Annotated in this window: 26 protein-coding genes and 1 tRNA gene; 25 read left to right on the top strand and 2 right to left on the bottom strand. The window is 61.6% G+C overall.

Annotated features, from left to right (window positions below; translation table 11 throughout):
- Positions 1–55 precede the first annotated feature (55 nt).
- The 25 genes from ABQ278_RS15520 (at position 56) to ABQ278_RS15400 (ending at position 22,777) form a co-directional block, all read left to right on the top strand.
- Complete coding sequence (locus ABQ278_RS15520) at positions 56–562, top strand: YcgN family cysteine cluster protein (protein WP_018081965.1); 507 nt, start codon at positions 56–58, stop codon at positions 560–562.
- A complete protein-coding gene (locus tag ABQ278_RS15515) occupies positions 559–936 on the top strand; it encodes a hypothetical protein (RefSeq protein ID WP_349320390.1) in 378 nt (125 codons plus the stop codon). The genes ABQ278_RS15520 and ABQ278_RS15515 overlap by 4 nt, the downstream gene beginning before the upstream one ends.
- 2 nt (positions 937–938) lie before the next feature.
- Entirely contained in the window at positions 939–1,295 is a 357-nt protein-coding gene (locus ABQ278_RS15510) for a hypothetical protein (protein ID WP_349320389.1), read from the top strand.
- Positions 1,296–1,404: 109 nt separating this feature from the next.
- Positions 1,405–1,728, top strand: coding sequence for a hypothetical protein (locus ABQ278_RS15505; protein ID WP_349320388.1), 324 nt, complete (start codon positions 1,405–1,407; stop codon positions 1,726–1,728).
- A 211-nt stretch (positions 1,729–1,939) separates the two neighbouring features.
- On the top strand, positions 1,940–2,332 hold the full coding sequence (locus tag ABQ278_RS15500) for a hypothetical protein (protein ID WP_349320387.1): 393 nt from the start codon (positions 1,940–1,942) through the stop codon (positions 2,330–2,332).
- The gene (locus tag ABQ278_RS15495) at positions 2,316–2,531 is read left to right on the top strand and encodes a terminase large subunit domain-containing protein (protein WP_349320386.1); all 216 of its coding nucleotides are present in this window, start codon (positions 2,316–2,318) and stop codon (positions 2,529–2,531) included. Before ABQ278_RS15500 ends, ABQ278_RS15495 begins: the two co-directional genes overlap by 17 nt.
- A gap of 25 nt (positions 2,532–2,556) precedes the next feature.
- Positions 2,557–2,850, top strand: a complete 294-nt coding sequence (locus ABQ278_RS15490; RefSeq protein ID WP_349320385.1) for a hypothetical protein — start codon at positions 2,557–2,559, stop codon at positions 2,848–2,850.
- Positions 2,851–3,087: 237 nt separating this feature from the next.
- Positions 3,088–4,083, top strand: coding sequence for a DnaJ C-terminal domain-containing protein (locus tag ABQ278_RS15485; protein WP_349320384.1), 996 nt, complete (start codon positions 3,088–3,090; stop codon positions 4,081–4,083).
- An 80-nt stretch (positions 4,084–4,163) separates the two neighbouring features.
- Positions 4,164–4,595, top strand: a complete 432-nt coding sequence (locus ABQ278_RS15480; RefSeq protein ID WP_349320383.1) for a hypothetical protein — start codon at positions 4,164–4,166, stop codon at positions 4,593–4,595.
- A 1-nt stretch (position 4,596) separates the two neighbouring features.
- Complete coding sequence (locus tag ABQ278_RS15475; protein ID WP_018081957.1) at positions 4,597–5,277, top strand: response regulator transcription factor; 681 nt, start codon at positions 4,597–4,599, stop codon at positions 5,275–5,277.
- Entirely contained in the window at positions 5,274–6,788 is a 1,515-nt protein-coding gene (locus ABQ278_RS15470) for an ATP-binding protein (RefSeq protein WP_349320382.1), read from the top strand. The genes ABQ278_RS15475 and ABQ278_RS15470 overlap by 4 nt, the downstream gene beginning before the upstream one ends.
- A gap of 101 nt (positions 6,789–6,889) precedes the next feature.
- Positions 6,890–8,257 carry a hypothetical protein gene (locus ABQ278_RS15465; protein WP_349320381.1) on the top strand — a complete coding sequence of 456 codons (1,368 nt, stop codon included), beginning with the start codon at positions 6,890–6,892 and terminating at the stop codon, positions 8,255–8,257.
- Between the two features lie 85 nt (positions 8,258–8,342).
- Entirely contained in the window at positions 8,343–9,425 is a 1,083-nt protein-coding gene (ccmI, locus tag ABQ278_RS15460) for a c-type cytochrome biogenesis protein CcmI (RefSeq protein ID WP_349320380.1), read from the top strand.
- A gap of 20 nt (positions 9,426–9,445) precedes the next feature.
- On the top strand, positions 9,446–9,937 hold the full coding sequence (ccmE, locus tag ABQ278_RS15455) for a cytochrome c maturation protein CcmE (protein ID WP_349320379.1): 492 nt from the start codon (positions 9,446–9,448) through the stop codon (positions 9,935–9,937).
- A gap of 264 nt (positions 9,938–10,201) precedes the next feature.
- Entirely contained in the window at positions 10,202–12,208 is a 2,007-nt protein-coding gene (locus ABQ278_RS15450; RefSeq protein WP_349320378.1) for a heme lyase CcmF/NrfE family subunit, read from the top strand.
- A complete protein-coding gene (locus tag ABQ278_RS15445; RefSeq protein ID WP_349320377.1) occupies positions 12,205–12,867 on the top strand; it encodes a cytochrome c-type biogenesis protein in 663 nt (220 codons plus the stop codon). The genes ABQ278_RS15450 and ABQ278_RS15445 overlap by 4 nt, the downstream gene beginning before the upstream one ends.
- 146 nt (positions 12,868–13,013) lie before the next feature.
- Positions 13,014–14,567, top strand: coding sequence for a Do family serine endopeptidase (locus tag ABQ278_RS15440; protein WP_349320376.1), 1,554 nt, complete (start codon positions 13,014–13,016; stop codon positions 14,565–14,567).
- 90 nt (positions 14,568–14,657) lie between these two features.
- Positions 14,658–15,329: a response regulator transcription factor gene (locus ABQ278_RS15435; protein WP_349320375.1), complete on the top strand. Its 672-nt coding sequence runs from the start codon at positions 14,658–14,660 to the stop codon at positions 15,327–15,329.
- Positions 15,330–15,495: 166 nt separating this feature from the next.
- A complete protein-coding gene (locus ABQ278_RS15430) occupies positions 15,496–17,016 on the top strand; it encodes a HAMP domain-containing sensor histidine kinase (protein ID WP_349320374.1) in 1,521 nt (506 codons plus the stop codon).
- Positions 17,017–17,076: 60 nt separating this feature from the next.
- Positions 17,077–17,160: transfer RNA gene (locus tag ABQ278_RS15425), tRNA-OTHER, on the top strand.
- Between the two features lie 342 nt (positions 17,161–17,502).
- Complete coding sequence (locus ABQ278_RS15420; RefSeq protein WP_349320373.1) at positions 17,503–20,445, top strand: bifunctional [glutamine synthetase] adenylyltransferase/[glutamine synthetase]-adenylyl-L-tyrosine phosphorylase; 2,943 nt, start codon at positions 17,503–17,505, stop codon at positions 20,443–20,445.
- A 290-nt stretch (positions 20,446–20,735) separates the two neighbouring features.
- Complete coding sequence (locus tag ABQ278_RS15415) at positions 20,736–21,341, top strand: RNA polymerase sigma factor (protein ID WP_349320372.1); 606 nt, start codon at positions 20,736–20,738, stop codon at positions 21,339–21,341.
- Positions 21,338–21,787 carry a hypothetical protein gene (locus tag ABQ278_RS15410; RefSeq protein ID WP_349320371.1) on the top strand — a complete coding sequence of 150 codons (450 nt, stop codon included), beginning with the start codon at positions 21,338–21,340 and terminating at the stop codon, positions 21,785–21,787. The genes ABQ278_RS15415 and ABQ278_RS15410 overlap by 4 nt, the downstream gene beginning before the upstream one ends.
- 2 nt (positions 21,788–21,789) lie before the next feature.
- On the top strand, positions 21,790–22,323 hold the full coding sequence (locus ABQ278_RS15405) for a periplasmic heavy metal sensor (RefSeq protein ID WP_349320370.1): 534 nt from the start codon (positions 21,790–21,792) through the stop codon (positions 22,321–22,323).
- A gap of 121 nt (positions 22,324–22,444) precedes the next feature.
- Positions 22,445–22,777 carry a DUF559 domain-containing protein gene (locus ABQ278_RS15400; RefSeq protein ID WP_349320369.1) on the top strand — a complete coding sequence of 111 codons (333 nt, stop codon included), beginning with the start codon at positions 22,445–22,447 and terminating at the stop codon, positions 22,775–22,777.
- Positions 22,778–22,822: 45 nt separating this feature from the next.
- On the opposite strand, the gene greA is transcribed toward ABQ278_RS15400, so the two are convergent.
- Positions 22,823–23,302: a transcription elongation factor GreA gene (greA, locus tag ABQ278_RS15395; protein ID WP_349320368.1), complete on the bottom strand. Its 480-nt coding sequence runs from the start codon at positions 23,300–23,302 to the stop codon at positions 22,823–22,825.
- A 152-nt stretch (positions 23,303–23,454) separates the two neighbouring features.
- Positions 23,455–26,070: a PAS domain-containing sensor histidine kinase gene (locus ABQ278_RS15390; protein WP_349320367.1), complete on the bottom strand. Its 2,616-nt coding sequence runs from the start codon at positions 26,068–26,070 to the stop codon at positions 23,455–23,457.
- Positions 26,071–26,291 lie beyond the last annotated feature (221 nt).

Below are 26,291 nucleotides of genomic sequence, written 5' to 3'. Positions count from 1 at the left end.
ACAAGTGCGCTAATCGTGCGTGCAAAATCATCCGCGTGGCCCTATATAGCCGCGCATGAACGATACGGATGCGCAAAAACCCTTCTGGGAAACCAAGACCCTGGCAGAGATGAACCCCCAGGAATGGGAAGCCCTGTGCGATGGCTGCGGACTGTGCTGCCTCGTGCGTTTCGAGGACGAGGACACGCTTGATGTCATCCCCACGCGGGTGCACTGCAAGCTCTTCGATACCGATACCTGCGCGTGCTCGAACTATGCGCAGCGCAAGAAGCACGTGCCCGACTGCATCAAGCTGACGCCAAAAAACATCGAGGCTCTGCAATGGATGCCGCTGTCGTGCGGGTATCGCCGTCTCAACGAAGGCAAACCGCTGCCGCGCTGGCACCATCTGATCACCGGCGACCGCGAGACGGTACACCGCGCCGGGGTTTCCATTCGTGGACAGACGATCTCGGAACTGGCGCTGGGTGAGCCTGAAGAAGCGCTTGATTTCGCTGCCTGGGACCTGAATGAAGACCGCTCGGACTGGCCGGACGATATTGACGCGCCGTTACGCGATTGAGCGACGCACCGAACGAGGTTGAGGCCGGCCTGATCGCGGCCTGCCTGGCGCCCTATTGGGACGTGTCGTGGGGGCTGCTGGCGCCGCTGGTGCAGTCACGCGACTATAACCCCGCCGGCGGCTACATGCATTTCCTGCTCGATGACGACGAGCGCCTGCAAAACCTGCTCGATGTGCTGACCGCGCACAAGGACGATTACCCCTTCGGCGTTACCTTCTCGCTGGCGCATTATCAGCTCGGCGGCGGGGCTATTCTGTGGTTCCCCAACGCACAGGAGGACTTCTTCTCGCTGGAGGTCTATGGTTACGAAGACCACGACTGGCCGGCGGTGATGACCGGGGGTTTCAGCGATTTTGAGATACATGAGGACTGACGATGACGCACCCTGTTGAAATATCGGAAGAATTCACCCAGTTGATGAGCGATATCAACGATCCGGCCGTGGCGAAGGTGGCGGCCAATCTCGGCATCGATGTCGCCGACTATTTCCTTGATTACGGCCTGACCGATCCGAAAGCGCAGAAACGCCTGAGCGTCTATCTCGATTATATCCTGACGCACAAGGATAATCAGGACAAGGCCGGGCCGCTGTGGCGCGAGTTGGACAAGGTGGCTGAGTTTGGTGGCGTCAGCCGCGAACTGAAGTTCTTCGCCAAGATGCGCGATGCGATCCGCAAGCGCCTGAACGCCAAGGAACCGACCGGTAAGGGTGGCAAGACGCGCCGTCGTTAAGATTTCGTTTACAATAAATTAACGCCATCGCAAGGTTTCCGGCTTTTGCGCTTATCCCTAATGACGCAAGCATCACGTGGGGTTTTGGGGCTGCTGGAAAGGCATCGCCATGAAGCGTTTGATTACAAAACGTCCACTCCTCTTCGCCCTCTCGATCGGCGCCGCGCTCGGGCTCAATGCCTGCGTGGCCTATGACAGTGGTTACGGCCGGCATTATCAGGCCTATGACGTCTATTACGACAACCATTACGGGCCGGTGCGGGACGGTTACTGGAACGACGACGGCTGGTTCTATTATCGCGATACGCGGTCGCGCGAGTGGCGGCGCGATGATGGCCGCCATTTCCGCAGGGATGCGGCCGACGGTTATCACTCGTCGCGGGTGCACGACCGGCGCGATCAGCGCGGCGGTCATCGAAGGATACGGGAGTGATTGGCGAAATTTAGAAAGCAAGAACCCCCACCACCAACGCGCAAGGGCGCGTCGGTCCCCCTCCCCACCAGAGGTGGGGAGGTACAAGAAAACAGGCCGTCTCGTGAAAACGAGGCGGCTTTTTCGTGCAAACAATCCTCGCGGGTCGGGGGTGGTTTAGATTGAGGGCATGGAACAGCCACTCAATGATTTAGCCGGATGGCGGCAGGCGATGCGTCTGCGGGCCGTGGCGCAGGCCGATCGGCTGGTGAGGGCATTTGAAAGTCTCACGAAACTCGACACGCCGCTTGAGGTCGAGCGCGCCGCCAAGACGTTGAAAGCCATTGACGCGGTCGCCGAGCAGATTTTTAAGGCCGATGATCCGTCATCCGCCGACACAGGTTCAGAGGAAGACGAGATGAATGACGACTTGTCCGGAAACACCCTGGTGGGAAGAGACTGGCGCGCAGACCTCGAACGCAAACTGCATCGCCTTGCGGAGGCACGACGAGAGCGCGGCCTGGGTGGCGCACCTGCCGGACGGGCCGGAGCCGCCGGACCTCGTGAAGAGGTGGGACTTCTGGAGCCATCCGGCCCAGACGCCACCGGTGGGGGATTGGTATAGCTGGCTTTTCCTCGGCGGGCGCGGCGCCGGCAAGACGCGGGCAGGGGTCGAATGGCTGGCCGCAGAGGTTAGGCGCGGGGTGCGTTGCGCCCTGATCGGCCCCAGCCTGCACGATGTGCGCGAGGTGATGATCGAGGGGCTTTCGGGGCTCAAGAGCCTTGCTCAAAAAGGTATGGCGGACCGGGCGGATCGGTTTTAGCGGCGTGGCGGAGAACGCGCTCGATGTGAGCGCGACCTGGACGGGGCTGGCCTTGCGCCCGCGCGCGCCACGTTATGGCGGCGATAACTGGGAGGCCGAATTGCCCCTGTGTGAGGACTATGAGCGCTATCGCCTGCAGGTGTTTGATGGCGCGGATATGGTGCGTGAGGTCGAAGTGGATGCACCGGCGTGGGTGTATACGGGCGCGGCGCAGGCGGTGGACTTTCCGGCTGGGTTTGGGGGAACGGCGCGGGTGAAAATCGCGCAGAAATCGCAGATCTGGTGTTATGGGCCGGTTTTGAATGTGGAGTTGGGATAGGGAAGAGCGGCCCCAACCGTCTCGACACACCGCGCTTTGCAGGGAAGGAGGGCGTGTGATCTCCAAAATTCATTCGTTGAATTTTGGCAAAGGCGCCAAAGACCTGACATGTCCGCCGCGCACGTTTGCGCGTCACCTCTTATGAAAAATGCAAGAGGCAAGCGTCGCCAAGGCGATGCTTGCCTCTTGAAACGATAGGGTTTAGGACACACCTCTATCGCGGAGGTATGTTTTACAGTGGCAAATGATCCTTATTCTGAATTGGGCGTGAAAAAAGGCGCCAGTGATGCCGAGATTCAGAAGGCCTTTCGTAAACTGGCCAAGGAACTGCATCCGGATACCAACCGTGACAACAAGGTCGCCGAGGAGCGCTTCAAGCGCGTGACGGCCGCCTATGATTTCCTGAAAGACGCCGACAAGCGCAAGAAGTTCGACCGGGGCGAGATGGATGCCGATGGCCGCGAAATCCATCGGGGTTTCAGCGGTGCCGGCGCGGGTGCCGGCGGTTCGCCGTTTGGCGCCGGTGCGGGCCGCAGCACACAGTTCGAAGGCATGGACATGGACGACATCATGAGCATGTTCGGTGGCGGTCTTGGGGGTGGCGCCGGGGCGCGCGGTGGTGGTCCGTTCGGCTTCGGCGGTGCGGAGCGTCAGGCGCCACCCGCCAAAGGCCAGGACATCAAGATCAAGCTCGATATCGACCTGCTCGACACCATCGTCGGCAATACGCGGCGCGTGCTGCTGTCGGATGGCCGCACGGTCGACGTTAATATTCCCAAGGGCAGCCGTGATGGCCAGACCCTGCGCCTGAAAGGCCAGGGCGGGGCCTCGCCGTCCGGACGCGGCGCGCACGGCGATGCGCTGGTTGAACTGAGGCTGAAAGCCCATCCGGTTTTCCGCATGGACGGCAACGACCTGCATATGGATCTGTTCGTCTCTCTGCCTGATGCGATTATGGGCGGCAAGGTGCAGGCGCCGACGCCCGATGGCCCTGTCAGCGTCAATCTCGCCAAGGGTTCCAATTCGGGCGCGATCCTGCGCCTGAAAGGGCGCGGCGCCTTTGATGCCAAGGATGGAAGCCGTGGCGATCTGTTCGCGCACGTCGTGCTGGCCATGCCCGACAAGGGGCTGGACGGGATGCCGGAGGACTTGCGGACGGAGTTCGTCAGCCTGCTGGAGCGTTGGCGCGACCAGGCCGACTATACGCCAACGGTTTCCGCAAGGCGCAAGTAGGCGTTGAGTAAGTCTCGAAAATTTCCATTTTGAAATACCTGTTCAGATAAGGTTCAGGTCTGTACATCTATAAACGACCTATGAAACAGATTTGGACCCTTCTCTGTGTTGCCCTGATCGCCGCGCCCGCGGCGGTTGAAGCCGCGCCTGTGGTGCAAACCTCGCTGTTCGGGGACGCGCCCGCCCAGGTGATTCGCGCCGGCTATGTGCCGAAAAAGGATCAGAAGCGCCCCGACGATAACAGCGGCAGCAACCGTCGCCGCAACGACGACAACCGCCGGGATGACGACGGGCCGCAACGTGATCCCAACCCTTCGCGCGATGATGGCCCCCGTCAGGAAAGCCGCGACAACCGGATAAATAGCGCCATGTCGATCGCCAGGAGCCGCGGACGCGTGCTTGACGCCGGACCGCAGGGTGGGTCTATCTTCTGGGTGCGGGTGGCCACCGATCACGGGCGGGTCGATCTTCTGGTCGATACCGATTCCGGCCGCATCATTGGAGAACGCTAAGTTGCGCATACTGTTAGCCGAAGATGATCCCGATCTGTCGCGTCAACTGAAGGCCTCTCTGTCCGATGCTGGCTATGTGGTCGATCATGCGCCCGATGGCGAGGAAGCGCATTTTCTCGGTGATACCGAGCCCTATGACTGCGTGATCCTCGATCTCGGTCTGCCCAAGATCGACGGCGTGTCGGTGCTGGAAAAGTGGCGGCGCGACGGCAAGACGACGCCGGTGCTGATCCTGACCGCGCGTGGCGCGTGGAGCGACAAGGTGTCAGGCTTCGATGCCGGTGCAGATGATTACCTGACGAAACCTTTCCATACCGAGGAACTTCTGGCGCGTCTTCGCGCGCTCGTGCGGCGCGCCGCCGGCCACGCCCAGCCGATGCTGGTGTGTGGCGGTGTGCGGCTTGATCCGCGTGCGGCACGCGCTTCGGTCAATGGCGAACCTCTGCGCCTGACCTCGCTGGAATACCGCCTGCTGCATTACCTGATGATGCACCAGAGCCGCGTGATCTCGCGCACCGAGCTGGTCGAACACCTTTACGATCAGGATTTCGACCGAGATTCCAATACGATCGAGGTTTTTATGGGCCGTCTGCGCAAGAAGATTGGCACCGACCGCATCGAGACCGTGCGCGGGCTTGGCTATAGGCTCAAGCCGCTGCACGACGAGATCAGCGATCTGTGACGCAGAACGATTCATCTCCAAATGCGTCAGCATTTGGCAAGGGCGACCGCCCGCCCGAGGCTTTGCGAGGAGCCGGTGCGGCACCTGAGCACATACTCAGCAAGCTGTGGCGTCGGCTGACGCGTAAGGATTCGCTGGTCACTCGCCTGATCGGGCTGGCCTCGCTGTGGTTCTTCTTCGCGCTGGTGGTCACCGGCCTCGCGCTTACCGCCTATTTTCATCAGGTGACGATGCACCGCTTTGAGGTCGGGGTCGGGCAGTTCGCTGACAATCTCTTCTCGGTCACCAATATCGACGACACTCTGGGGCCGTCGGGTATTGATACAGCGCGCTTTGTCGATGCGAGGTCGAGCATTATTCATTCTGGACTTTACTGGCAGGTCGGCGAGGTCGATGCCAAGGGCGCGCTTGTCGGCCCCGTAACCTCGCGCTCGCTATGGAACGAGCAGTTACCCCTGCCGCCAGCGGTGCTGGAAAAAGCGCGCAAGTCGACCGGCACCAGTGTTTTCTATGATGGCCTCGGGCCGGTGGGCGAGCCTTTGCGCGTCGCCGTCATCTATTCGATGGTCGGCAAGAAGGCCTATGTCTTCATGGCCGGCGAGGACGCCAGCCCGGTCAATAAGGACGTGCGCACCTTCGCCCTGCTGACAGCGGCGGCGCTGATCGTTCTGGCGCTGGGGTCTCTGATCGCCATCTTCCTGCAGGTGCGCGTCGGTTTGCGGCCGCTGTTCGACCTGACCGACGAAATCGCCAGCGTGCAGGGCGGGCGGCAGCAGCGCCTGCTCAAAACCTATCCGGCCGAGATCACCCCGGTGGCGACCCAGCTCAACGCCTTTCTCGACTATTCGCAGGAGGTGGTAGAGCGCCAGCGCATGCACGTCGGTAATCTGGCCCATGCGCTGAAGACGCCGCTGTCGGTGCTGATGGCCACGGCGGGCGAAGCCGAGGGGACGCTGCCTGAAACCATGCGCAAGCAGGCCGAAACCATGCGGGCGCAGGTCGATCACCATCTGCGCCGCGCCCGCGCCGCCGCGCGCTCTCAGTCCATGGGCGAACGCACCCCGGTCGAACCGGTGCTCGATGAACTGGCGGTCATGCTGGAGCAGGTGTTTCACGACAAGGGCGTCATCATCGACTGGCGCGCGCCCGATGATCTGGCATTCCGGGGTGAGAAACAGGATTTGCAGGAAATCGCCGGCAATCTGCTCGAAAACGCCTGTATCTGGTGCAAGCGCAAGGTACGGATCACGGCGGCTTTTCATGATGCCGACCAGACCATGACTCTGGGTATCGAGGATGATGGTCCGGGGCTTGATGAGGCGCGTTTCGACGAGGTGCTGAAACGGGGCGCCCGTCTTGATGAAAGCGTGCCGGGATCGGGCCTTGGCCTCAGCATTGTCGATGAACTGGTGCGCGCTTATGGTGGCCAGTTGCAGTTCGAGCGCGCCGCTCTGGGCGGGCTGATGGTGCTGGCCCGGCTGCCGGCCAACCGGGAAGCTTCTGTTTTATAAGCATTGCCTGTCCGTCAGGAGAAAATTAACCAAAGCCTTCCTATGATGCGGTTCCCGAAGATATTGCGGCGTAAGGATTTCCCACACCCCATGAGCGTCCCGTGAGCGCCATTGCTGCAAATCGCCTAACCATGCTTAAGGGGCTGGTCAAGACCTTGCCCGCCTCCGCCCTGCGCTCGCTTGAAATGGCGCTGGGTCTGAGCAATGACGCCAAGATGACCGAGGTGCGCAACCTGATCTCGACCGAGATTGAGTTCCGCCATGTCCGCGAGGCTGTTTTCGAGCCTTTCATGCCGCTATTTCGCGGCCGCGACGATGGCCTTGATCATATCGAGTTCGAGCCGTGGATCGTCAACAACCTTTGGAACGAACTGGAAAAGCGCGAGCCGGATTTGCAGGCGCAGGCGGGTTTCGTGCTGCGCAGCCTGCGCAGCGACGACCCGACGCCGGTGGTCTTTTTTCGCCTGGTCACCGCCGCCGCCGAAATCTGCCGCGACACGCCGGATGTCATCCTGCCGCGGGGCGGCGGGGATGAGGCGCGCGACGAGGTCGCCGAATTTGCCAACTATCTCGACCTTCATCGCCTTGCCAGGCAGGTGCTTGCCAAGCTTTACGATTTCATGGGACGCATCGACGCCGAAAAGGCGGCCGCCCTGCGCGTGCTGTTCAAGGACGCCTGCGAGTTCGATCCGGAGAGCGGTTATCGCTTTCTGGAGATCATTTTCGCCAATCTCGAAGACGGCGCCCATATCATTAAGTTCATGGCCACCGTGTCCGACCGGCCCAAGGACCGTTTCCTCGCCGCCTCCGAACTGGCCGATTTTGGCACCCGTATCCTCGATCAGATCGAGGAGCAACTGGCCGAACTCAAAGTCTTCATGGGTGGCAAGAATCAGGTCTGCGATGATCTCGAATTGGCCGGCGATCGCGTGACTCAGTGTCTGGGGCAACTCCAGTTTTTTGGGCAGTATATCGAACTGGCGCGCGACGGACCTTGGGGCAAGCGCGTGCATCAGGCCAATCGCACCATCGCCGATCTGGTCGAGCAGCAACTCAAGAGCGCTGAGAAAAAGCTGGAAAAGGTTCTGGTGCGGCGCCGCGAGCGTGTCTATGGGCGGGTACAGACCGAGGTGCCCGATATCGCCGGCTATCCTGCCGAAGAGGCGCTGAACAACGTGCGCCAGACGCACAACTTTATTCGCAAGGTGCGCAATATCGCCATGGCGGGCGGTTTTGCCAGCCTGCACGCCAAGACATTGCTGGCCCTGGAAACCATGCTCGACACCTATTTCACCGAGTTGCTCACCCTGGCCAATGATCAGGAACCCTATGATCAGGAACAGCTTCTGGCCATGTTCGAGATGGTGACCGGCCTGATGGAATCGCTGTGCGGCGAGGAAAAGGCCAGCGTGGCGCGACGCCGTGTCGCATCCTCCGATCTTTTCAACCCCTCTCGTAGCGTGGCCTGACTTTGCGGGCACCGCGACCCTGCTTGCGCGGACGCGTAAAATAAAGCCCTCTTGGCATTGCTGGAAATTGCTCTATTGAGGCGTGATGCTCATACTTGCCTTGATCTGTGTGCTGATATGCGCCGCGCTGATCGCCCTGGCGGCGCTGTGGCAGCGCTTCAGCGTGCCGGCGCCGGAACTGGCGCATGAAAAGGCGCTCTACAGGGGTTTCGTCGCCGATGTCGAACGGCGCGTTGCCGCCGGCGAGATCGATGCCGAGCAGGGGCAGGAAGAACAGGCGCAGGCCGCCCGCGCCCTGCTGAAGGTCAGCGATACGGCAGAGGAGACCGCAAGCTTCAAGCCGCTCTATGGTTATGTTGCGCTGGGGCTCGTGGCGGTGTTAAGCGTCTGGCTCTATCTTTTTACCGGCCATCCCGACCTGGCCGATCAGCCCTACCGTCAGCGTCTGCAGGCCTGGACGACGATCGCCAAGTCCGATCCGGATAGCCTGTCACCGCAAAAGATGGCGGCGGTGCTGCGTCAGGGCCAGGTCGAGCACGCCCGGGAGGTCGATTACTGGCTGTTTCTCGGTCGCATCGACATGATGGCCGGCAATAATTACGATGGCGCGCAGGACTATCAAAAGGCGCGCGCCCTGTCGCCGGAGACCTTCACGGCGTGGTCGGAATTGGGCGAGGCCCTGACCTTTGTCGGTAACGGCACCAGCGGTCCGGAAGCACAACAGGCGCTGCATAACGCGCTAAAGCTAAATCCGAACGATCCGCGCGCCCATTATTATCTCGGTCAACAGGCGCTTGAGGACGGCCGGTACGAAGACTCGCGCGGTCATTTCAACGCGGCGCTGAATGCCATGGCGCCGGGTGATGTCAGCCGCCCGCAGGTTCAGCAGGCCCTGGCGGCGGTGGCGCCAGCGGAAGCGGCGGCCAAGGCGATGAGCGAACGGATCTCCGGCATGGTGGCGTCGCTTGAGGCGCAACTGGCGGCCGATCCGGAGAATGCCGATGGCTGGGCGCGTCTGCTGCGTTCCTATGATGTGCTGGGGCATAAGCCCGCACGCGCCAAGGCGGAGGCGGCCATGCGGGCGCACTATGCCCGCCGGCCTGAGATCATCGCCGATATCCTGACCAAGGCGCAGACCCGCGTCGGTTCGGAAGGGGAGGCGAAATAATGTGGCCAAAAAACTTTAGAATGTGGCCTAAGTCTGTTAAGGCGCGTCGTCGCCTGACGATCTTTCTCATTGCCGCGCCGGTGTTTATCGCCGCCGTGGCCTTGAGCCTCTATGCGCTGAAAGGCACGGCGATCTATTTCTACACGCCGGCGCAGTGGGTCGAGGCGAAGGTGCCGGTTGGCAAGACGGTTCGGCTCGGCGGATTGGTCAAGCCGGGCAGCGTGGTCAAAACCCCAGATGGCGCGACGCATTTCACCGTTCAGGACAAGCTGAAAGAGGTGACCGTGGTCTATCGGGGCGACCTGCCGGATCTGTTCCGTGAGGGGCAGGGGGTTGTCTGCGAGGGCGAGGTTACCGGCGTGACGGCCTTGAAGGCGACGCAGGTTCTGGCCAAGCACGACGAGAAATATATTCCGAAGAACGTCCAGAAAGAGCTGGAAAAGCAGGGCGAATGGCGGCCGGAGTCAGGCATGGACAAGCCGCCTGCGACGGTGCAGAGGCCGTTTCAATGAGTTTGTTGATTAAGGAAGCAAGACACCCCACCACCACGCCGATAAATCGGCGCGGTCCTCCTCCCCGGCAAGCGGGGAGGTATAAGATTTCTTCATCCTTCCCTGCGAAGCGGCAACTTCGTTGTGAGGCAAGGTGGCAGCGCGAAGCCCGCAGGGCTGGTGTCGCTGACGGAAGGGGCCTCTTATCTGACTTCGGGGTCGCCCCCTCCATCGCCGATTGCGCGGCGACACCTCCCTCGCTTTGCAGGGGAGGATGGTAGTCGCATGACCCATATCAATGAAATCGGCAGCTATTGTCTCGTGCTGGCCTTCAGCCTGTCGCTCGGTCAGGCGCTGGTCGTGGCGGCGGGACAGACCAAACCCTTACGCGGACTGGCGCTCTATGCCGAGGGCCTGTCGCTGGCGGCAGCGCTCGCCGTCATCATCAGCTTTGGCGTGCTGATCTTCGCCTTCATCCGCTCAGATTTCTCGGTGGTGAACGTCTTTGAACATTCGCATACCGACAAGCCCCTGCTCTACAAGATCTCCGGCGCCTGGGGCTCGCACGAGGGCTCGATGCTGTTATGGTGCACCATCCTGCTCGTCTTCGGCGCCATGATCACCTTGAGAGGCGGCGGTTTGCCGCCCGGCCTCAAGCACAAGGCGCTGGGCGTACAAGGGCTTCTTGGCGCGGCATTCGTCGGCTTCACCCTGTTCAGTTCCAATCCTTTGTGGCGGCTGGCCGATGCTCCGCTGCAAGGCCAATCGCTCAATCCGGCCTTGCAGGACCCGGCGCTCGCCTTCCATCCGCCGATGCTTTATCTCGGCTATGTCGGCCTGTCGGTGGTCTTCTCCTTCGCCGTTGCCGCCCTGATCGAGGGCCGGCTGGATCGTGCCTGGGCTCGCTGGATCAGGCCGTGGGTGCTGCTGGCCTGGAGCTTTCTGACCATCGGTATCACGCTTGGCGCCTTCTGGGCCTATTACGAACTCGGCTGGGGTGGCTGGTGGGCCTGGGACCCGGTCGAGAACGCTTCCTTCATGCCGTGGCTGGCCGCCACCGCCTTGCTGCACTCGGCCATCGTCATGGAAAAGCGCGACGCCCTGAAGGCGTGGACGGTGTTTTTGGCCATCCTCGCCTTCACCTTCTCGATGATGGGGGCGTTTCTGGTGCGCTCCGGCCTGCTCACCTCGGTGCACGCCTTCGCGGTCGATCCGCAGCGCGGCATCCTTTTGGCCACCATCCTTCTGATGACGTCAGGAGCCGGTTTCACCCTGTTCGCGGTGCGCGCGCCGACGCTTTCGCCGGGAGGCTTGTTTGCTCCGGTCAGCCGCGAAGCGACCCTTGTACTGAACAATCTGCTGCTGTCGGCGGCGCTGTGCTCGGTCTTCCTCGGCACGCTCTACCCGATCCTGATGCAGGCCCTGTTTAACAAGACCATGTCGGTGGGGGCGCCCTATTATCTGGCGGTCTTCGGGCCGATCATGATTGCGGCCCTGGCCATCGTGCCGATCTCAGGCCTGATGGCGTGGAAACGCGCCGACCTGAAAGGCGTGCTGCAAAGGCTGATGGCGTCGTTTGCCGTGGCGGCGCTGGCGGCGGCAATCGGCGCCATACTCTATCGCGGGCCTACCCTGTTATCTCAGGCGGAATATATGATCGGCCTCCTGACCGGTTTCTGGCTGATCCTGGGGTCGCTGCGCACCCTGATGCAACATCTCGACTTCCGCCTGAACCGCGTGGGCAAGGCGCTGCGCCGGCTGCCGGCCGTGCCGCTCGCCACCTGGGGCATGCTGTTCGCCCATATCGGGCTGGGCGTTTTCGTGCTGGGGGCGGTGGTGGAAAGCCACCAGAAGCTCAGCGTCATGCAGAGCGTGGCCATCGGCGATACGCTGAAGCTCGGTCAGTATAACCTGACCTTCACATCACTGTATAAGCAGGCCGGTCCCAACTACGATGCGCAGGGCGGTGCGTTTGAAATCACCGACGCCAAGGGTAAGTTGGTATGCGAACCGCGCCCGCAGCGCCGTTTCTATCCGGCTTCCAATCAGGTGCAGAGCAAGGTTGCGCTGTGTTTCACGCCGCTTGATGATCTCTATATCGTGATGGCCGAACCGCAGATGGCAGCTGATGGCCCAAATGCTGGCAAGGCCTCCTGGCAGGTTAGGTTCTTCTATAATCCCTGGGTGCGGCTAATCTTCTTGGGGCCGCTGCTGATGGCGCTGGGGGGTGTCTTTAGCCTGTGCGACCGGCGTTTGCGCCTGGGAATTGTGAAAAAGGCGGTGAAGGCATGATGCTCACACAGCAGGAAGCTCCAATTTTATACCTCCCCGCTTGCCGGGGTTTGGCGCCAGCGAACGCATGCCGTTCGCCAGCCATGGGACCGCACGAACCGCGAAGCGGTGAGTTGTGGTGGCGGGGTATCTTACTTTCCAATCCTCTCGCCAAACTCAAAAAAGCAAGTAACCCCACCACCAACGCGCAAGGGCGCGTCGGTCCCCCTCCCCGGCAAGCGGGGAGGTACAAGATATTTGCTTTGCTGTGCCTCCTGTTTCTCCCCCTCCATGCCTTTGCGGCGACGGAAAAGGACGAAGCCCGTGCGCGGCAATTGTTCACCGAGGTGCGCTGCGTCCAGTGCCAGAGCGAGAGCATCGCCGACTCCGACGCCCAGATCGCCGGCGACATGCGCCGCGAGATTCGTGCCGATATCGCTGCCGGGCGCACGGACGCTGAAATCCGCAAGGAACTCTTTGATCACTACGGCGATTATGTTCTTTTTCGGCCGCGATTGACCTTAAGCAACCTCATTCTGTGGACCCTGCCACTGCTGATCGTCGGGGTTGGTGGCGTTTTCATGTTCACCAGACGTAAAAATTTAGTTGAATCAACGCAATATGCCCTGAGCGACGAGGAAGAAAATAAGCTTCGCATAATCATGAAGAAACGCGATTGATGTCACGATTTTGCCTTAGGGCTTTGATTAGCTAAGCGCTGACAACAGGTATTGATGTGTCTTTAAGCCTTAATGGTTGTAATCAGACGTAAAAGCTCTGATATCTGGAGACACAAGGTTTATGCGGATGGATAAAAGGTAAGATTATGGGGAATTGGAATTTCAAGGTTCTGCTCAAGAACCGCTCGGCCGTGGCGGGTGCTGTCGCCGGTCTGGTGCTCGGCGCCGGTGTGGCTGGTGCGGCCATCACAGGCTTCGGCACGCACGGTGCCAACTATGACGGCGCTTCGCTGATCAAGGCTGCCGACCTGACGCCGGTCAAGCCGCCCGCAGGCGCGCCGATGTCGTTCGCGGACCTGATCCAGCGCGTATCGCCAGCCGTCGTCTCGATCGAGACCAAGGGCAAGATGAAGATCGACACCGGTCTGCCGAACCTGCCCGGCTTCACCTTCCCCGGCCAGGATGGCGCGGCGCCGAAGGAACAGGAAGTGCGCGGCGCGGGCTCCGGCTTCTTCATCACCGCCGATGGCTATGTCGTCACCAACAATCACGTCATCGACGGCGCTGACGAAATCATCGTCAAGCTGACCAATGACAAGGAACTGAAGGCCAAGGTCATCGGGCGTGACGTCGCCACCGACCTGGCGGTGCTTAAGGTAGAGGGCAACGATTTCCCCTTCGTGCGCTTCGAACTCGATCGCAAGCCGCGCGTGGGTGACTGGGTCATCGCGGTCGGCAATCCGTTCAACTTCTCCAACACCGCCACCGCGGGCATCGTTTCGGCCTATGGCCGTGACCTGAAGGAATCCGGCACCGATTACGTCGATTACCTGCAGATCGACGCCGCCATCAACAGAGGCAACTCCGGCGGCCCGACCTTCGACCTCTACGGTCGCGTCATCGGCGTCAATACCGCCATCGTCACGCCTTCGGGCGCCAATGCCGGCGTTGGTTTCGCCATCCCGGCCGATGTGGCTGACAAGATCACGACCCAGCTCATGAAGGGCGTTTCGATCTCGCGCGGCTATATCGGCGTGTCGATCCTGCCGGTGACCAAGGATACCGCCGAAGCGCTCGGCATCACCGACCTGACCGGCGCCTATATCGCTGAAACCACCCGTGGTGGTCCGGCCGACAAGGCCGGCGTTCAGCTTGGCGATATCGTGAAAACCGTCAATGGCGCCGCGGTCAAGAGCCCGACCGAACTGACCCGCCGCATCGCCGATATCAAGGCGGGCGAAAAGGTCACGCTCGGCGTGCTGCGCAATGGCAAGATCGTCAATGTGACGGTCACGGCGGCGCTGCGGCCTTCGGAAGACGACCTGGCCAAGGGCATCAACGGCGGCAGCACGACCGATGACGAGTTGTCGAGCGCAACGCCCGGTGCCGGTGCGCCGGTCATCGGCCTGTCGGTCAAGGCGATCACGCCGGACGTTCGCAAGGCCTTCGGTCTAGAAGACACGGTCAATGGTCTGGTGATCACCGACCTCGACACCAATTCCGATGGTGCGCAAAAGGGCCTCAAGCCCGGCGACGTCATCATGCGCGCCGACAACCGTCCGGTTACCAGCCAGGCCGATTTCGCCAGCATCGTGGCGGAACTTAAGAAGGCCGGTCGTCCGAGCATCCTGCTTCTGGTCAGCCGTGACGGCCGCAATATTCCGCTGCCGCTGACGCTTAAGGACGAGGTCAAGAAGTAGGCCCTCGGTTTATTGCCAATATTTTAGAGGAAAAGGGTCGTAACGCATGTTATGACCCTTTTTCTTATTGGCCTTAAGCGAGAGTCGAGAATGAATGTCCTGATCGTCGAAGATGATGTGGAAGCCGCGCAAAACATGCAAAAAGGACTGAAAGAGGCCGGTATCGAAGCGCGTCTGGCCGGTGATGGCGCGCAAGGCCTGGCGGCGATCAAGGCGGAAGTGCCCGATGTCATTATCCTCGACCGCATGATGCCGGTGATGGACGGCGTCACCATGTTGCAAACCTTGCGCGCCGAGGGTGTTGATGTGCCTGTGCTGTTTCTCTCCGCGCTTGGCGAACTGGAAGACCGCGTGTCGGGCCTGCGCGCCGGCGCCGATGATTATCTCGTCAAGCCCTATGCCCTGACCGAACTGGTAGCGCGCGTTGAAGCGCTCAGTCGTCGCAAGGAAAAGGATCAGGTCGAGACCATCCTGCGCGTTGGCGATCTGGAAATGAACCTGATCTCGCGTGTGGTGAAGCGCCAGACCAAGGTGATCGACCTGCAGCCGCGCGAGTTCCAGTTGCTGGAGTTCCTGATGCGCCATGTCGGTCAGAGCGTCACCCGCACCATGTTGCTGGAGAAGGTCTGGGCCTATCATTTCGACCCGCAGACCAATGTCATCGACGTCCATATCTCGCGCCTGCGCTCCAAGCTGGACAAGGATTTCGACCGTCCAATGCTGCATACGGTCAGAGGCGAGGGCTATCAGCTTAAGGCGTAATCCACTTTTCGCCCTCCCTGCGAAGCGGGGAGGGGGGACCATCGCTTGCGATGATGGGAGGGGCTAAGGGCGGTGGAATGGCCCCTTCCGTCATTTGCTGCGCAAATGCCACCTTCCCCATAAACGGGGGAGGCGAGATGAGCCTCGACAAGGTAACGTCCATTTCATGACCGACGCATCTTCCAATAACCGCAAGGACCTGATCGACGCCGTATGGCGGCGCGTCGATGCGCTCGCCATCCTGCGACCGAACTTCTTCCGGCAGACGCCTTTCCGCCTGACCATGGTCTTTCTGTGCGTCTATGTCTTCGTGGCGGCGCTGGTCTTTGGCTACATCTACCTCGCCACCTCGACGGAATCGCGCGCCTGGGGCAATGTCTCGGTCGACGCCCGCATCAAGAGCCTGCAGGATATCGACGCCCGCGAAGGCCACGCCGCGGTGGTGGCCAAGATCCTGGGCGATGACGCGGTGGAATGGGTGTTCGCCAAGGGCGCGTTCGACAATTCCGGTCAGGTGCTGGCGCAGAACGGCCGCGCCCGCATGGAAGGCCGCAACCTGCCCGACACGGTGATCCGCGAAGGGCTCAAGCAGGTCAGCGCCGACAATCCGATCGCCTCGATCAACTTCTTCTCACTGTCTCCGAGCGATCCGAACTGCTGCCGTTTCCAGGGCCGCGTGGTGCGGCTCGATGACAACTTCTATCTCTACGTCGCCATGGATATGTCGTGGGCCGATCATGGTTTCCAGCAGGAGATCAAGGCCGTGGCGGGCGGTGGCCTGCTGGTGGTGATCCTGGGCCTTTTCGCTGGCACCCTGATCAATCAGGAGGTGACGCGCTCGGTGGCGCGGGTGACCTCGGTGCTGACCCAGGTACAGGAGGGTGACCTCAAGGCGCGGATTTCGGTGCGCGATTCCGGCGATGAGTTCGACGCGCTGTCTTTACGCATCAACCAGACGCTCGACCGCATGGAAAAGACCATGGGCAATCTGAAATATGCCGGCGACGCCATCGCGCACGATCTCAGATCGCCGCTGTCACGCCTGCGCACCAAGCTGGAGGTCAGCCTGTTCGAGGTCGAGAAGGACACCGCCGAGGCGCCGCAGGTGGCCCGCGATGCCCTGGCCAAGGCGCTGGAAGAGACCGATCAGCTCCTGCGCACCTTCCAGACGGTGTTCTCGATGTCACGTCTGCAGGCGCAGGGGCAGGCGCCGGATCAGGTGCTGTTCTCCGCCACCGAACTGGCCGAGGACATGGCCGAACTGTTCGAGGCGGTGGCGTCGGACAAGGGGCTCGAGTTCGAATCCGAAATCGAGAAGAACGTGCGCGCCATGGGCAACCGCGATTTTCTGGCGCAGGCCCTGGCCAATCTGCTCGATAATGCCATCAAATATACGCCGGTGCCGGGTGGCGTAACCTTCCGGATGCGCCACACCTCGCAGCGGGAAATCGAGTTCTCGATCACCGACACCGGGCCCGGCGTGCCGGAAAAGGACCGCAAGCGCATCGCCGAACGGTTTGTGCGGCTGGAAAATTCGCGCACCCTGCCGGGGGTTGGTTTGGGGTTGTCGATGGTCGAGGCCGTGGCGGTGGCGCACAAGGGCCGCCTGACGGTGGCCGAAGGGCCGGGCGAATTCGACGGCAAGGGACCGGGTCTGCGTACGGCGCTGGTTTTGCCGCCGGTTTAGGTTTGCGATGAAGCGAACTTGGCCTGTGATTTTTAAAAATTAGTCAGGTATCATTGTCACGTCAACGTGGTGGAATGGGTAGACATATCGCTACAGCGATCCTGAATTAAAACTCAGGTGCAGGTTCAATCCCTGCCGTTGACGGTTATCACTCCTAGTGAAGCCCGTGACGGAGGGGCCGACCCGAAGTAAGTCAAGAGGCCCCTTCCGTCACCGACACCAGCCCTAAAGGGCTTCGTGCTGCCACGGCACGGGCCGCCCCGCTTCCCCGCTTCGCAGGGGAGGAGAAGACATAAGCGCTTTGCGATAGGCGTGCCTCATCCGCGGCAAAACCTTCCTGTGTCACAGTAGGAATGGATTAAAACTCACCAAATCTGCCCCAGCGTCAGCTTCTAATCTCAAAAACATGTTGGAAAGCTTGGTATTGTCCGCGATTCAGGGTTAAACATGTAGGACAAAAGACGCAGGGACCTGTATCTCTACCTCATGGCTGACGTTTTATTCTCTTCTCTGGTGGACCGGCTGCATAGTTGCGGGCCGGTGCTGAACGCGGGCGCGGCGGATTACGTCTTCGAGACCCTGTATGAGGTCGCCACGGCCGAGGGCTGGCGCGATGTGCTGCAACAGGCCGAACCCGCCCTGCGCCCCGTGGTCTCTGCCTCGCCCTATCTGGCCGGCCTGATGCGGCGCGATCCGCAGCGCCTGCGCGAAACCCTGATCTCGGCGCCGGAAGCCCGCCTGAAAGCCATTCTGCTCGCCACCGAGGCGCTGGAAGCACAGGCCGCCACGGTCGATACGCTCGATATCCCTGCCGCCAAGAAGATTCTGCGTCACCTCAAGGCCGATACCCACCTGCTGACCGCGCTTGCCGATCTCGGTGATGTCTGGAGCCTCGATCACGTCACCGCCGCCCTGACGCGCTTTGCCGATGCGGTCACCAGCGCGGCGCTGGCGCTGGTGGTGCGTGAGGAGCGCGACAAGGGACGTCTGTCCACCTATGAAAACGGCGAACGCGGCATCCTGCCCGGCATGTTCGTGCTGGCCATGGGTAAGCATGGCGCCGGTGAACTGAACTATTCCTCCGATATCGACATCACCTTCTTCTGCGATCTCGATCGTCTGCCGGTCAAGGATCAGGTCGATCCGCAGACCTTTGCTGACAGGGTGGCGCGCGGGGTTTCGACCCTCCTGTCCGAGCGCACCGGTGATGGTTATGTTTTCCGTGTCGACCTGCGCCTGCGTCCCGATCCGTCCTCGACGCCCACCGTGGTCAGCGTGCCGTTTGCGCTCCACTATTACGAATTGGTCGGGCAGAACTGGGAACGCGCCGCCTTTATCAAGGCGCGGGCGGTAGCGGGCGACAGGGTCGAGGCCAAGGCCTTCATGAACGATCTGTCGCCCTTTATCTGGCGGCGCAGTCTTGATTATCCGGCCATCGCCGACGTCCATTCGATCAAGCGCCAGATCCACGTCTACAAGGTCGATGAACGGCTGGAAGCGGCGGGCGCCAATCTCAAGCTGGGCGCCGGCGGCATCCGCGAGATCGAGTTTTTCGCTCAAACTCAACAGTTGATTCTTGGCGGGCGTGATCCCTCCCTGCGGTCGAAACGCACACTCGATGCTCTTGATGCCCTGCGCCGCGCTGGTCATCTGGCCCCCGCCGTCGCCAAGGAACTGAAGCAGGCCTATGTCCGCCTGCGCGACTGGGAACACCGCGTCCAGATGATCCAGGACGAGCAGACCCACGAACTGCCGGAAAACGACGACGAACGGATGCGCGTGGCGGTGCTGGCCGGCTTCTCCAATCTCAGCCGGTTCGATCTGGCCGTGTCGCGCACCCTGCGGCTGGTCAATGCCCACTATGGCGAGTTGTTCTCCGAATCCGAGCCCCTGTCGTCATCCTTCGGCTCGCTGGTCTTCACCGGCGTCGAGGACGATCCCGAAACGATCAAGACGCTGGCGCGCATGGGATTCGACCAACCGGAGCAGGTGGCCTCGACCATCCGCGCCTGGCACCATGGCCGCATCCCGGCGACGCGCTCCGAGCGTGGCCGCGAGCTGTTCACGAGATTAGTTCCACGCCTGTTAGAGGCGTTGAACGAAACCGGGACTCCGTCGATCGCCTTTACGCGCTTTTCGGTCTTCTTCTCGGCCCTGACCGCCGGGGTGCAGATCCAGTCGCTGTTCCTGGCCAATCCGAAGCTGTTCCACACCATTGTCGAGATCATGGGCTTCTCGCCGCGTCTTGCCCAGATGCTGGCGCGTCATCCGACCTCATTCGACGCCATGCTCGACGCCGGTTTCTTTGATCCGCTTGGCGAAGAACTCGATCATCTGGTCAGCCGCGAGGTCGAGCGCGTGCCGCCCGATCTGGAAGCGGTGATGAATGCGCTGCGCCGTATCGGCCGCGAGCAGCAGTTCCGTATCGGCATGCAGATCCTTTCGGGTCGCCTCAGCACCGAGGCGGCGGGCGCCGCCTATGCCCGTCTGGCCGATGCCTGCGTGCATCATCTGGCGCCGCTGGCGCTGGAAGATATTGTCCGTCAGGCCGGCCGGCTTGATGGTCAGGTGGCGATTCTGGCGCTCGGCAAGCTCGGTTCGCAGGAAATGACCGCCACCTCCGATCTCGATCTTATGGCGATCTACCTGCCCGATGATCCGAGCACCGGCTCATCGGTCAAGGGCTGGGCGGCGGAGACGTGGTTTGGCCGCTTTACCCAGAGACTGATCTCGGCGCTTTCGGCCCCGACGCACGAAGGCCAGCTCTACGAAATCGACATGAAGCTGCGGCCGACCGGCGCCAAGGGGCCGGTGGCGGTATCGCTGGCGGCGTTCGAGAACTATTACACCAAGGACGCCGACACCTGGGAATTCCAGGCCCTGACGCGGGCGCGCATCGTCTGGTCGACCTCGGCCGATTTCGCCGATCTGGTGCGGCTGAAGGTTGAGACCATCCTGCGTCGTCAGCGTTCGCGCAGCCATACGGCGCTCGATGTGCTGGCCATGCGGGCGCTGATGGAAAAGGAACGTCCGGCCAAGGGCTTCTGGGATTTCAAGCTGTCAGTCGGCGGGCAGGTCGATGCCGAATTCGCCGCGCAGTATCTGCAACTGATCCATGCCGAGGCGGGCGGGCCTTTGCGCGTCGGCACGCTGGCGGCGCTTTCGGCCATGCAGCGCGCTGGTCTGGCGCCTGCGGCCGAGATCGAGGCGCTGAGTACGGCGTGGAAGGTGCAGCAATCGCTGGCTCAGGTCATGCGGGTGTCGCTGACCGCGCAGGATGATCCGCACAACGAACCGGAAGCTTTTCAGCGCAAGCTGGCGCGCGCGGTCCATACCCGCCGGCTGGATACGCTGGAGAAGAAGCTGCGTGATATCCGCAAGAAGGCCCGCATTGCTTTCGAAAAAATCGTCCGCCCTGCCGATATATAGATTGGCGGGCGGACGGGGGCGTTTGAAAAGATTGTGACGCCCAGCGACGGATAAAGGCGCATCTGGCGTGAAAGAGATGAAGGTGAGCGGCGGGTCATCTGTTCGTCACTTCATCGTCAAAGCTGCTCTGACCTATGATACAGACATATTTCAAGCCCGTTTGGCGTGCTAAAGGACACTAGCCCATGCCGCAGATGCTTGCTTTAAAAGTGGTTGATCTCGAAACCGAGCGGCGCAGGCGGGCGCAGTTGGCACTTGTGCTTTCTAGAAGCAACGTGGCGGGGAACAGTGTGACGACGGACCCGGATGAGGTTTTGCTGGAGCGGATCGGACGCGGCGATATGGCAGCGGTGTCGGCGCTTGTCTCGCGCAAGCTGCCGCGGATTCTGTCGCTGGGGCGCCGTATGCTGAGCGATCCGGCCGAGGCCGAGGACGTGGCGCAGGAGACCCTGTTGCGGACTTGGAAGCAGGCGGCGACCTGGGTGCCCGGCAAGGCGCGCATCGATACCTGGATGCATCGCGTGGCGCTCAATCTGTGCTATGATCGCCTGCGACGCCGTAAGGATACGGTGAACACGGATGATATCGAGATTATGGATGATGCAGCAGGGCCGTCAGCTCAGCTTGAGCAGGCCCAGGCCACTCAGGCCTTGCAGAAGGCCCTGGCGCAGTTGCCCGAGCGTCAGCGTACCGCCATCACCCTGAACTATTATCAGGAGATGTCGAATATTGAAGCGGCCGCCACTATGGGGGTGAGCATCGAGGCGATGGAAAGCCTGCTGGCGCGGGCGAGGCGCACCTTGCGCAGCCTGATGCGTGATGACAAACATGTATCTGGCGATACCAGAGTAAGAGCCGCGAGCGTAAACCCGTCGAAAGCGGGAGGTGAGATATGACACGTACAGTAGATAACCAGCGTTTCCAGACGATTATCGAGGCCTATGGCGCGACACCCGCGCGCTGGCCCGAAGACATACGCGCGGCCATGCACGCCTTTATCGCCGCACATCCGACCGAAGCGCAGGGTGTGCTGGCCGAGGCGCGGGCGCTGGACGATATGATGGAGGCGGTGAGGGTTGCCGACCATCGCCATGCCGAGGCCGATCAGGCGCTGTTTGAGAACGTGCTGGCGCAGTTTGTGCCGGTCGATACGGTGGTGGCCCTTCGTCCGGCGCGCGCCGTGAGCGGCAGCCACCGGGCGGTTGTGTGGGGCATCGGTTTTGGTCTCGCCGCCTGTCTTGCCGGCGCGATTTTTGGTGTTAATCTCAGCCTGATGAGCCTGAGCGATCTGCGCGTGCAGACCGTGCTGGAACAGGTGGCCATGATTGATGGGGATCGCTGAGCATGACGGATCGTCGCCTGAAATGGGCTCTGGTGATTTCGCTGGTGCTGAACCTGTTCCTGATTGCCGCCGGTATCGGCGCCGGCATCGTGTTCAAGCGCCATATGCGTGATTTCCAGCGCCCGTTGGCGATGTCGAAGGCGTGGCATGACGCCAGCAAGAACACCACGAAGGAAGAGCGCCATCACATCTATCTGCTGCTCAAATCGGCGGCCCTGAGTGGCGAGGCTGACATGACCAAGGCGCGGTCCCTGCGCGCCCAGGCCAATGATCTGGCGGCGAAGGACCCATTTGACGCGGCACAGGTCGCCATGCTGTCGGAGCAGGCCCGCAGCGCCGAGAACGATGCGCGGGGCAAGATCGAGAACACCCTGATCCTCAACATGAAGGAACTGCCGGCGCGCGAGCGCAGCTTCCTCAGCAAGACGCTGCTGCGGCCAAGCGGCCGTTTCGATCGCTTTATCGAAAAGGACGACAAGCCGCCGGTACAGGTCGGCGGTGGTGATATGAGCGCTGCGGCTAGCGTATCGCGGTGATTCTTCGCCCGCCCCGTTTACGGGGAGGGGGGACCATCGCTTGCGATGGTGGGAGGGGAGTTTAGTGCGAAACCTAAGAAAAGGTGCTAGAATTGGGGTTGCGCGTCACTTGCGCCGGAATTTGACGAAGCCGGAATTATGGCTTTGGTTGCGCTTGAAGCAGCGTGAAGCTGATGGTCTTATTTTTCGTAATCAGCATCCGCTGGGCCCCTATGTGCTGGATTTCTACTGCCCCAAAGCGAAGTTATGTGTTGAGGTTGATGGCGAAATTCATACGCTTGATCATCAAAGGGAGCATGACTCCAAGCGTGGTCGTTGGCTGATGGATCGGAACATTCTCACCTATCGTATTATAGCGCGTGATCTACTGATGAGACCTGATGAGGCTGCCGAGGGTGTTATTATTTTGGCTTGGGAGCGCGTCAAGGCGCTTAAGGCCCCTCCCACCGCCTGACAGCGGTCCCCCCTCCCCGTAAACGGGGCGGGCGAAGAGAATTACTTAGCGTATCGCGGTAATCTCGACACCGGCGCCAGCCACCTGAACCTCGTCGCCGATTTCCTTGCCGAGCAGGGCGCGCGCCATTGGCGACACGTAGGAAATGCTGCCCTTATTGGGATCGGCCTCGTCCTCGCCCACGATCCGGAAGGTCTGTTGGCGGCCATCCTCGCGGGCGATGATGACCTCACAGCCGAACACCACCTTTTGCGGCGATGTTACCGGATCGATGCGCTGCGCCGAACCCAGGCGGGCGGTGTAATAGCGCAGGTCGCGGGCGGCGCGCGCCATGGCGGTACGGTCTGCGTTGATCAGGCCTGAGGCCTGTGCGGCGCTATAGGCGGCCTTGGCCTCGGCGAAGGCGGTTTCCAGAAAAGCCAGGCCTTCGGGCGTGACGAGGTTGGGATGGGGCGAGATCGGACGATCGGGCAGGTTGGCGGCCGCGGCTTCGTGATCTTCGTCTTTGGTAAAGGCTACACTCATGGGGGATTGTAGCATCGGGCATTGTAAAGAAGCAAGAAACCAACCACCCCGCCTCAAAGGAGGCGCGGTACAAGAATAGACTTATACCTCCCCATCTTTGATGGGGAGGGGGACCATGAGCCGAAGGCGAAATGGTGGTGGGGTTTCTTGCTTTAAGCTGCCCTGCCGCTGCGTCGGTGATCATCGCCTTCCGACGCGCCGGCGGCGGTCTGGCGGATCGGCAGGATGACCGTGGCGCGGGTGCCTTCGCCCAGCAGGCTGTCGACCTCGAAGCTGCCGTTGTGCATCTCGATCAGCGACTTGGTCAGGGCAAGGCCGAGGCCCGTGCCCTCCTTGGTCTTGGAGAACTGGTTCTCGATCTGCTCGAACGGCTTGGCGAGGCGTGCCATATCCTTGGCGGCGATACCGATGCCGGTGTCGCTGACCGTGATGTGGACGTTGTCTTCCGTGGCGGCCGCCGTGATGGTGATAGTGCCGCCCTGCGGGGTGAACTTGACCGAATTGGTCAGGAGATTGAGCAGAACCTGCTTCAACGCGCGGAAATCGGCTGAGATTTCTGGCAGTTGCGGCAGATGCACGCGCACTTTCAGGCCTGCTTTTTCCGCCTTTTGCCGCACCAGGCGCAAGGTGTCTTCGACCATTTCGTCGATCGCCACCGGCTCGAAATGCAGGTTCAGCTTGCCGGCCTCGATCTTTGACATGTCGAGAATGTCGTTGATCAGCGACAGCAGATGCTGGCCGGAACTTAGGATATCGCCGGAATATTCTTTGTAACGCGGATGGCCGAGCGGGCCGAACATTTCCGACGCCATGATCTCGGAGAAACCGTTGATGGCGTTGAGCGGCGTGCGCAGCTCGTGCGACATGTTGGCGAGGAATTCCGACTTGGCGTGGTTGGCGGCTTCGGCGCGGATCTTGGCCATTTCGTACTTGCGCGCCAGAACCGTCTGTTGCTGGCGGCTGTGTTCGAGCTTTTCGACCAGACCCTGAAGCTGTTCCTCGTTCTTGCGGCTCAGTTCTTCCTGCAGCTTCACCGCGGTGATGTCGGTGCCGGTCAGCACGCGGCCGCCTTCCAGCGTGCGGCTTTCCGATACCTGTATCCAGCGGCCGTTGTTCATTTCGGCCTCGAAGACGCCCTCGCGTTCGTCCTGTGTCGGTTGCTGGCGGCGGATGGCGATCTGCATCACCTGATCGATCAGATCACGCGGCGTGCCGACGCGCAGGAAGCGCTCGTCGATATTGAAGGTGTCGCCGAAGGTGGCGTTCCACATCAGGAGCCGGTTGCGGCGATCCCACAGCACGAAGGCGTCCGACACCGAGTTGATGGCATCGCGCAGGCGCGCCTCGGCGCGCTGGGCGCGAAGCTGGGCGATGCGCTCCTCGCTGACATCGAGCGCCACACCCGACAGGCGGGTGAAACCGGCAGAGGTGCGTTCGCCGACCGACTGGCCGCGCGCATCGACCCACAGGGCCTGACCATTGGGGCCGGGCACGCGGAACGAGACATCGAGCGCCCCGGTGGAGCGGGCCGTCACCAGTGCCTTGACCACTTCGTCGCGCTGTTCGGCCGAGATACGGTTCAGCACCTCGGTGGTCGAGGCCACGCCTCCGCCGCCCCAGCCGAGCATGACGCCGGTCACGTCGGACATGTAGATCAGGTCCTGGTCGAGATCCCAGTCGAAGATACCGCATCGCGCCGATTCGACGGCGAGGCGGTAGCGCTGCTCATTGACCTGAAACTGCCGGGCGTCGTCGCGGTTCTTGCGCGCCTGGAAGAACAGCAGAAGGCCGAACAGAGCGCCGATCAAAAGCGGGCCGCCGACGAAGACAATCGCCTTGATCAGGCTTTGCGAAGCGAAGAAGAAGCGTTGGGTCGGCATGGCCTTGAGCAGGATCAGGCCGTTGCCGCGGCTGCCGACGGTCTGTGGCACCGAGGCGATCTTGACGAAGCCGCCTTCGGTCAGGGCGCCCTGGATCAGATGACCGGAGTCGGCGCGATTGCGGAGTTGCGTGTACGAGATGGCCAGCGCCGTCTTCACGTTCTTGCCGATCAGGCGCTCATCGGAGGCCTGCACGATCACGCCGGCCTCATCGACCAGGGCGCTGGTGGCGCCGGTCGCCGTATCATCGCGGATCAGACCGTTTTCGAGGCGGGCGACGAGATCTGGCCGACCATCAGCGCCCTTGAGGACGGCGTAGGGGCGCTCGCCCTGGCTGAGGCGCGAACCCATGGCTTGCAGGGTGAAGCCGCTGCGGGCCGGCGCGGCGGCTGCAACCTCGGCCAGCAGTTCCGGATCGTCCTTGCCGCTGATGGCGAGTACGGATGATCCTTTGACGACGGCGACGCTGATAAGGCTGTCGCGTCCGAGCCTCAAACCTTGTTCGGCGGCGCTTAAGGGCTCGCTCTGACGTAAGCTCCACTGGCCCTGCGCCGCTTCGAGCGCCAGCCGGGCCGTGCTCAGGCGGGCGTCGAGCTGGGCGGCGCTCAGGCGCGTGGCGGTCAGCAGGTTCTGACCTTCGGCGTCCTTGTCGGCGGAGAGACTATTGCCCAGTTGCAGGGTGGACAGGCCCATGAAGGTGACTAGGCCGAGGGTCAGGCCAAGGGCGCCAATGCGAATCCACAGAGGCATAGCCTGACCGACCGAGGTATGGACGGCGCGCGACAGAGAGGTCTTGCGCGATGTCTTCGAGGGTTTCTTCGAAGGTTTTTGGGCTGGTTTTTGGGCTGGCGTCTTCGTAGTCGGCGTGGCCTGTCCATTGGACGACATTCCGACGCGCTTTCTCAAGGCCGCGGGGCCGGTCGAGGCCGGACGCGTTCCCGACAGGGCGCTTTGAGAGCGGGAAGGTTGACGCGGCTCCGTCACAAAAGGTCTCACCCGTGAATTAGACGAACAGATCAGCCAACGGGTTCGCTTGCCCCCTGATTCGGCATATTCTGTCAGGGTAAGCGCGGCGTTAACCTGTTGTCGAGAAGTCTTAAGACTTTATA

Source organism: Asticcacaulis sp. MM231 (assembly GCF_964186625.1).
Taxonomy (GTDB): domain Bacteria; phylum Pseudomonadota; class Alphaproteobacteria; order Caulobacterales; family Caulobacteraceae; genus Asticcacaulis.
The sequence above is the reverse complement of the archived record's forward strand: the minus strand, read 5'-3'. Positions and strand labels throughout refer to the sequence as shown.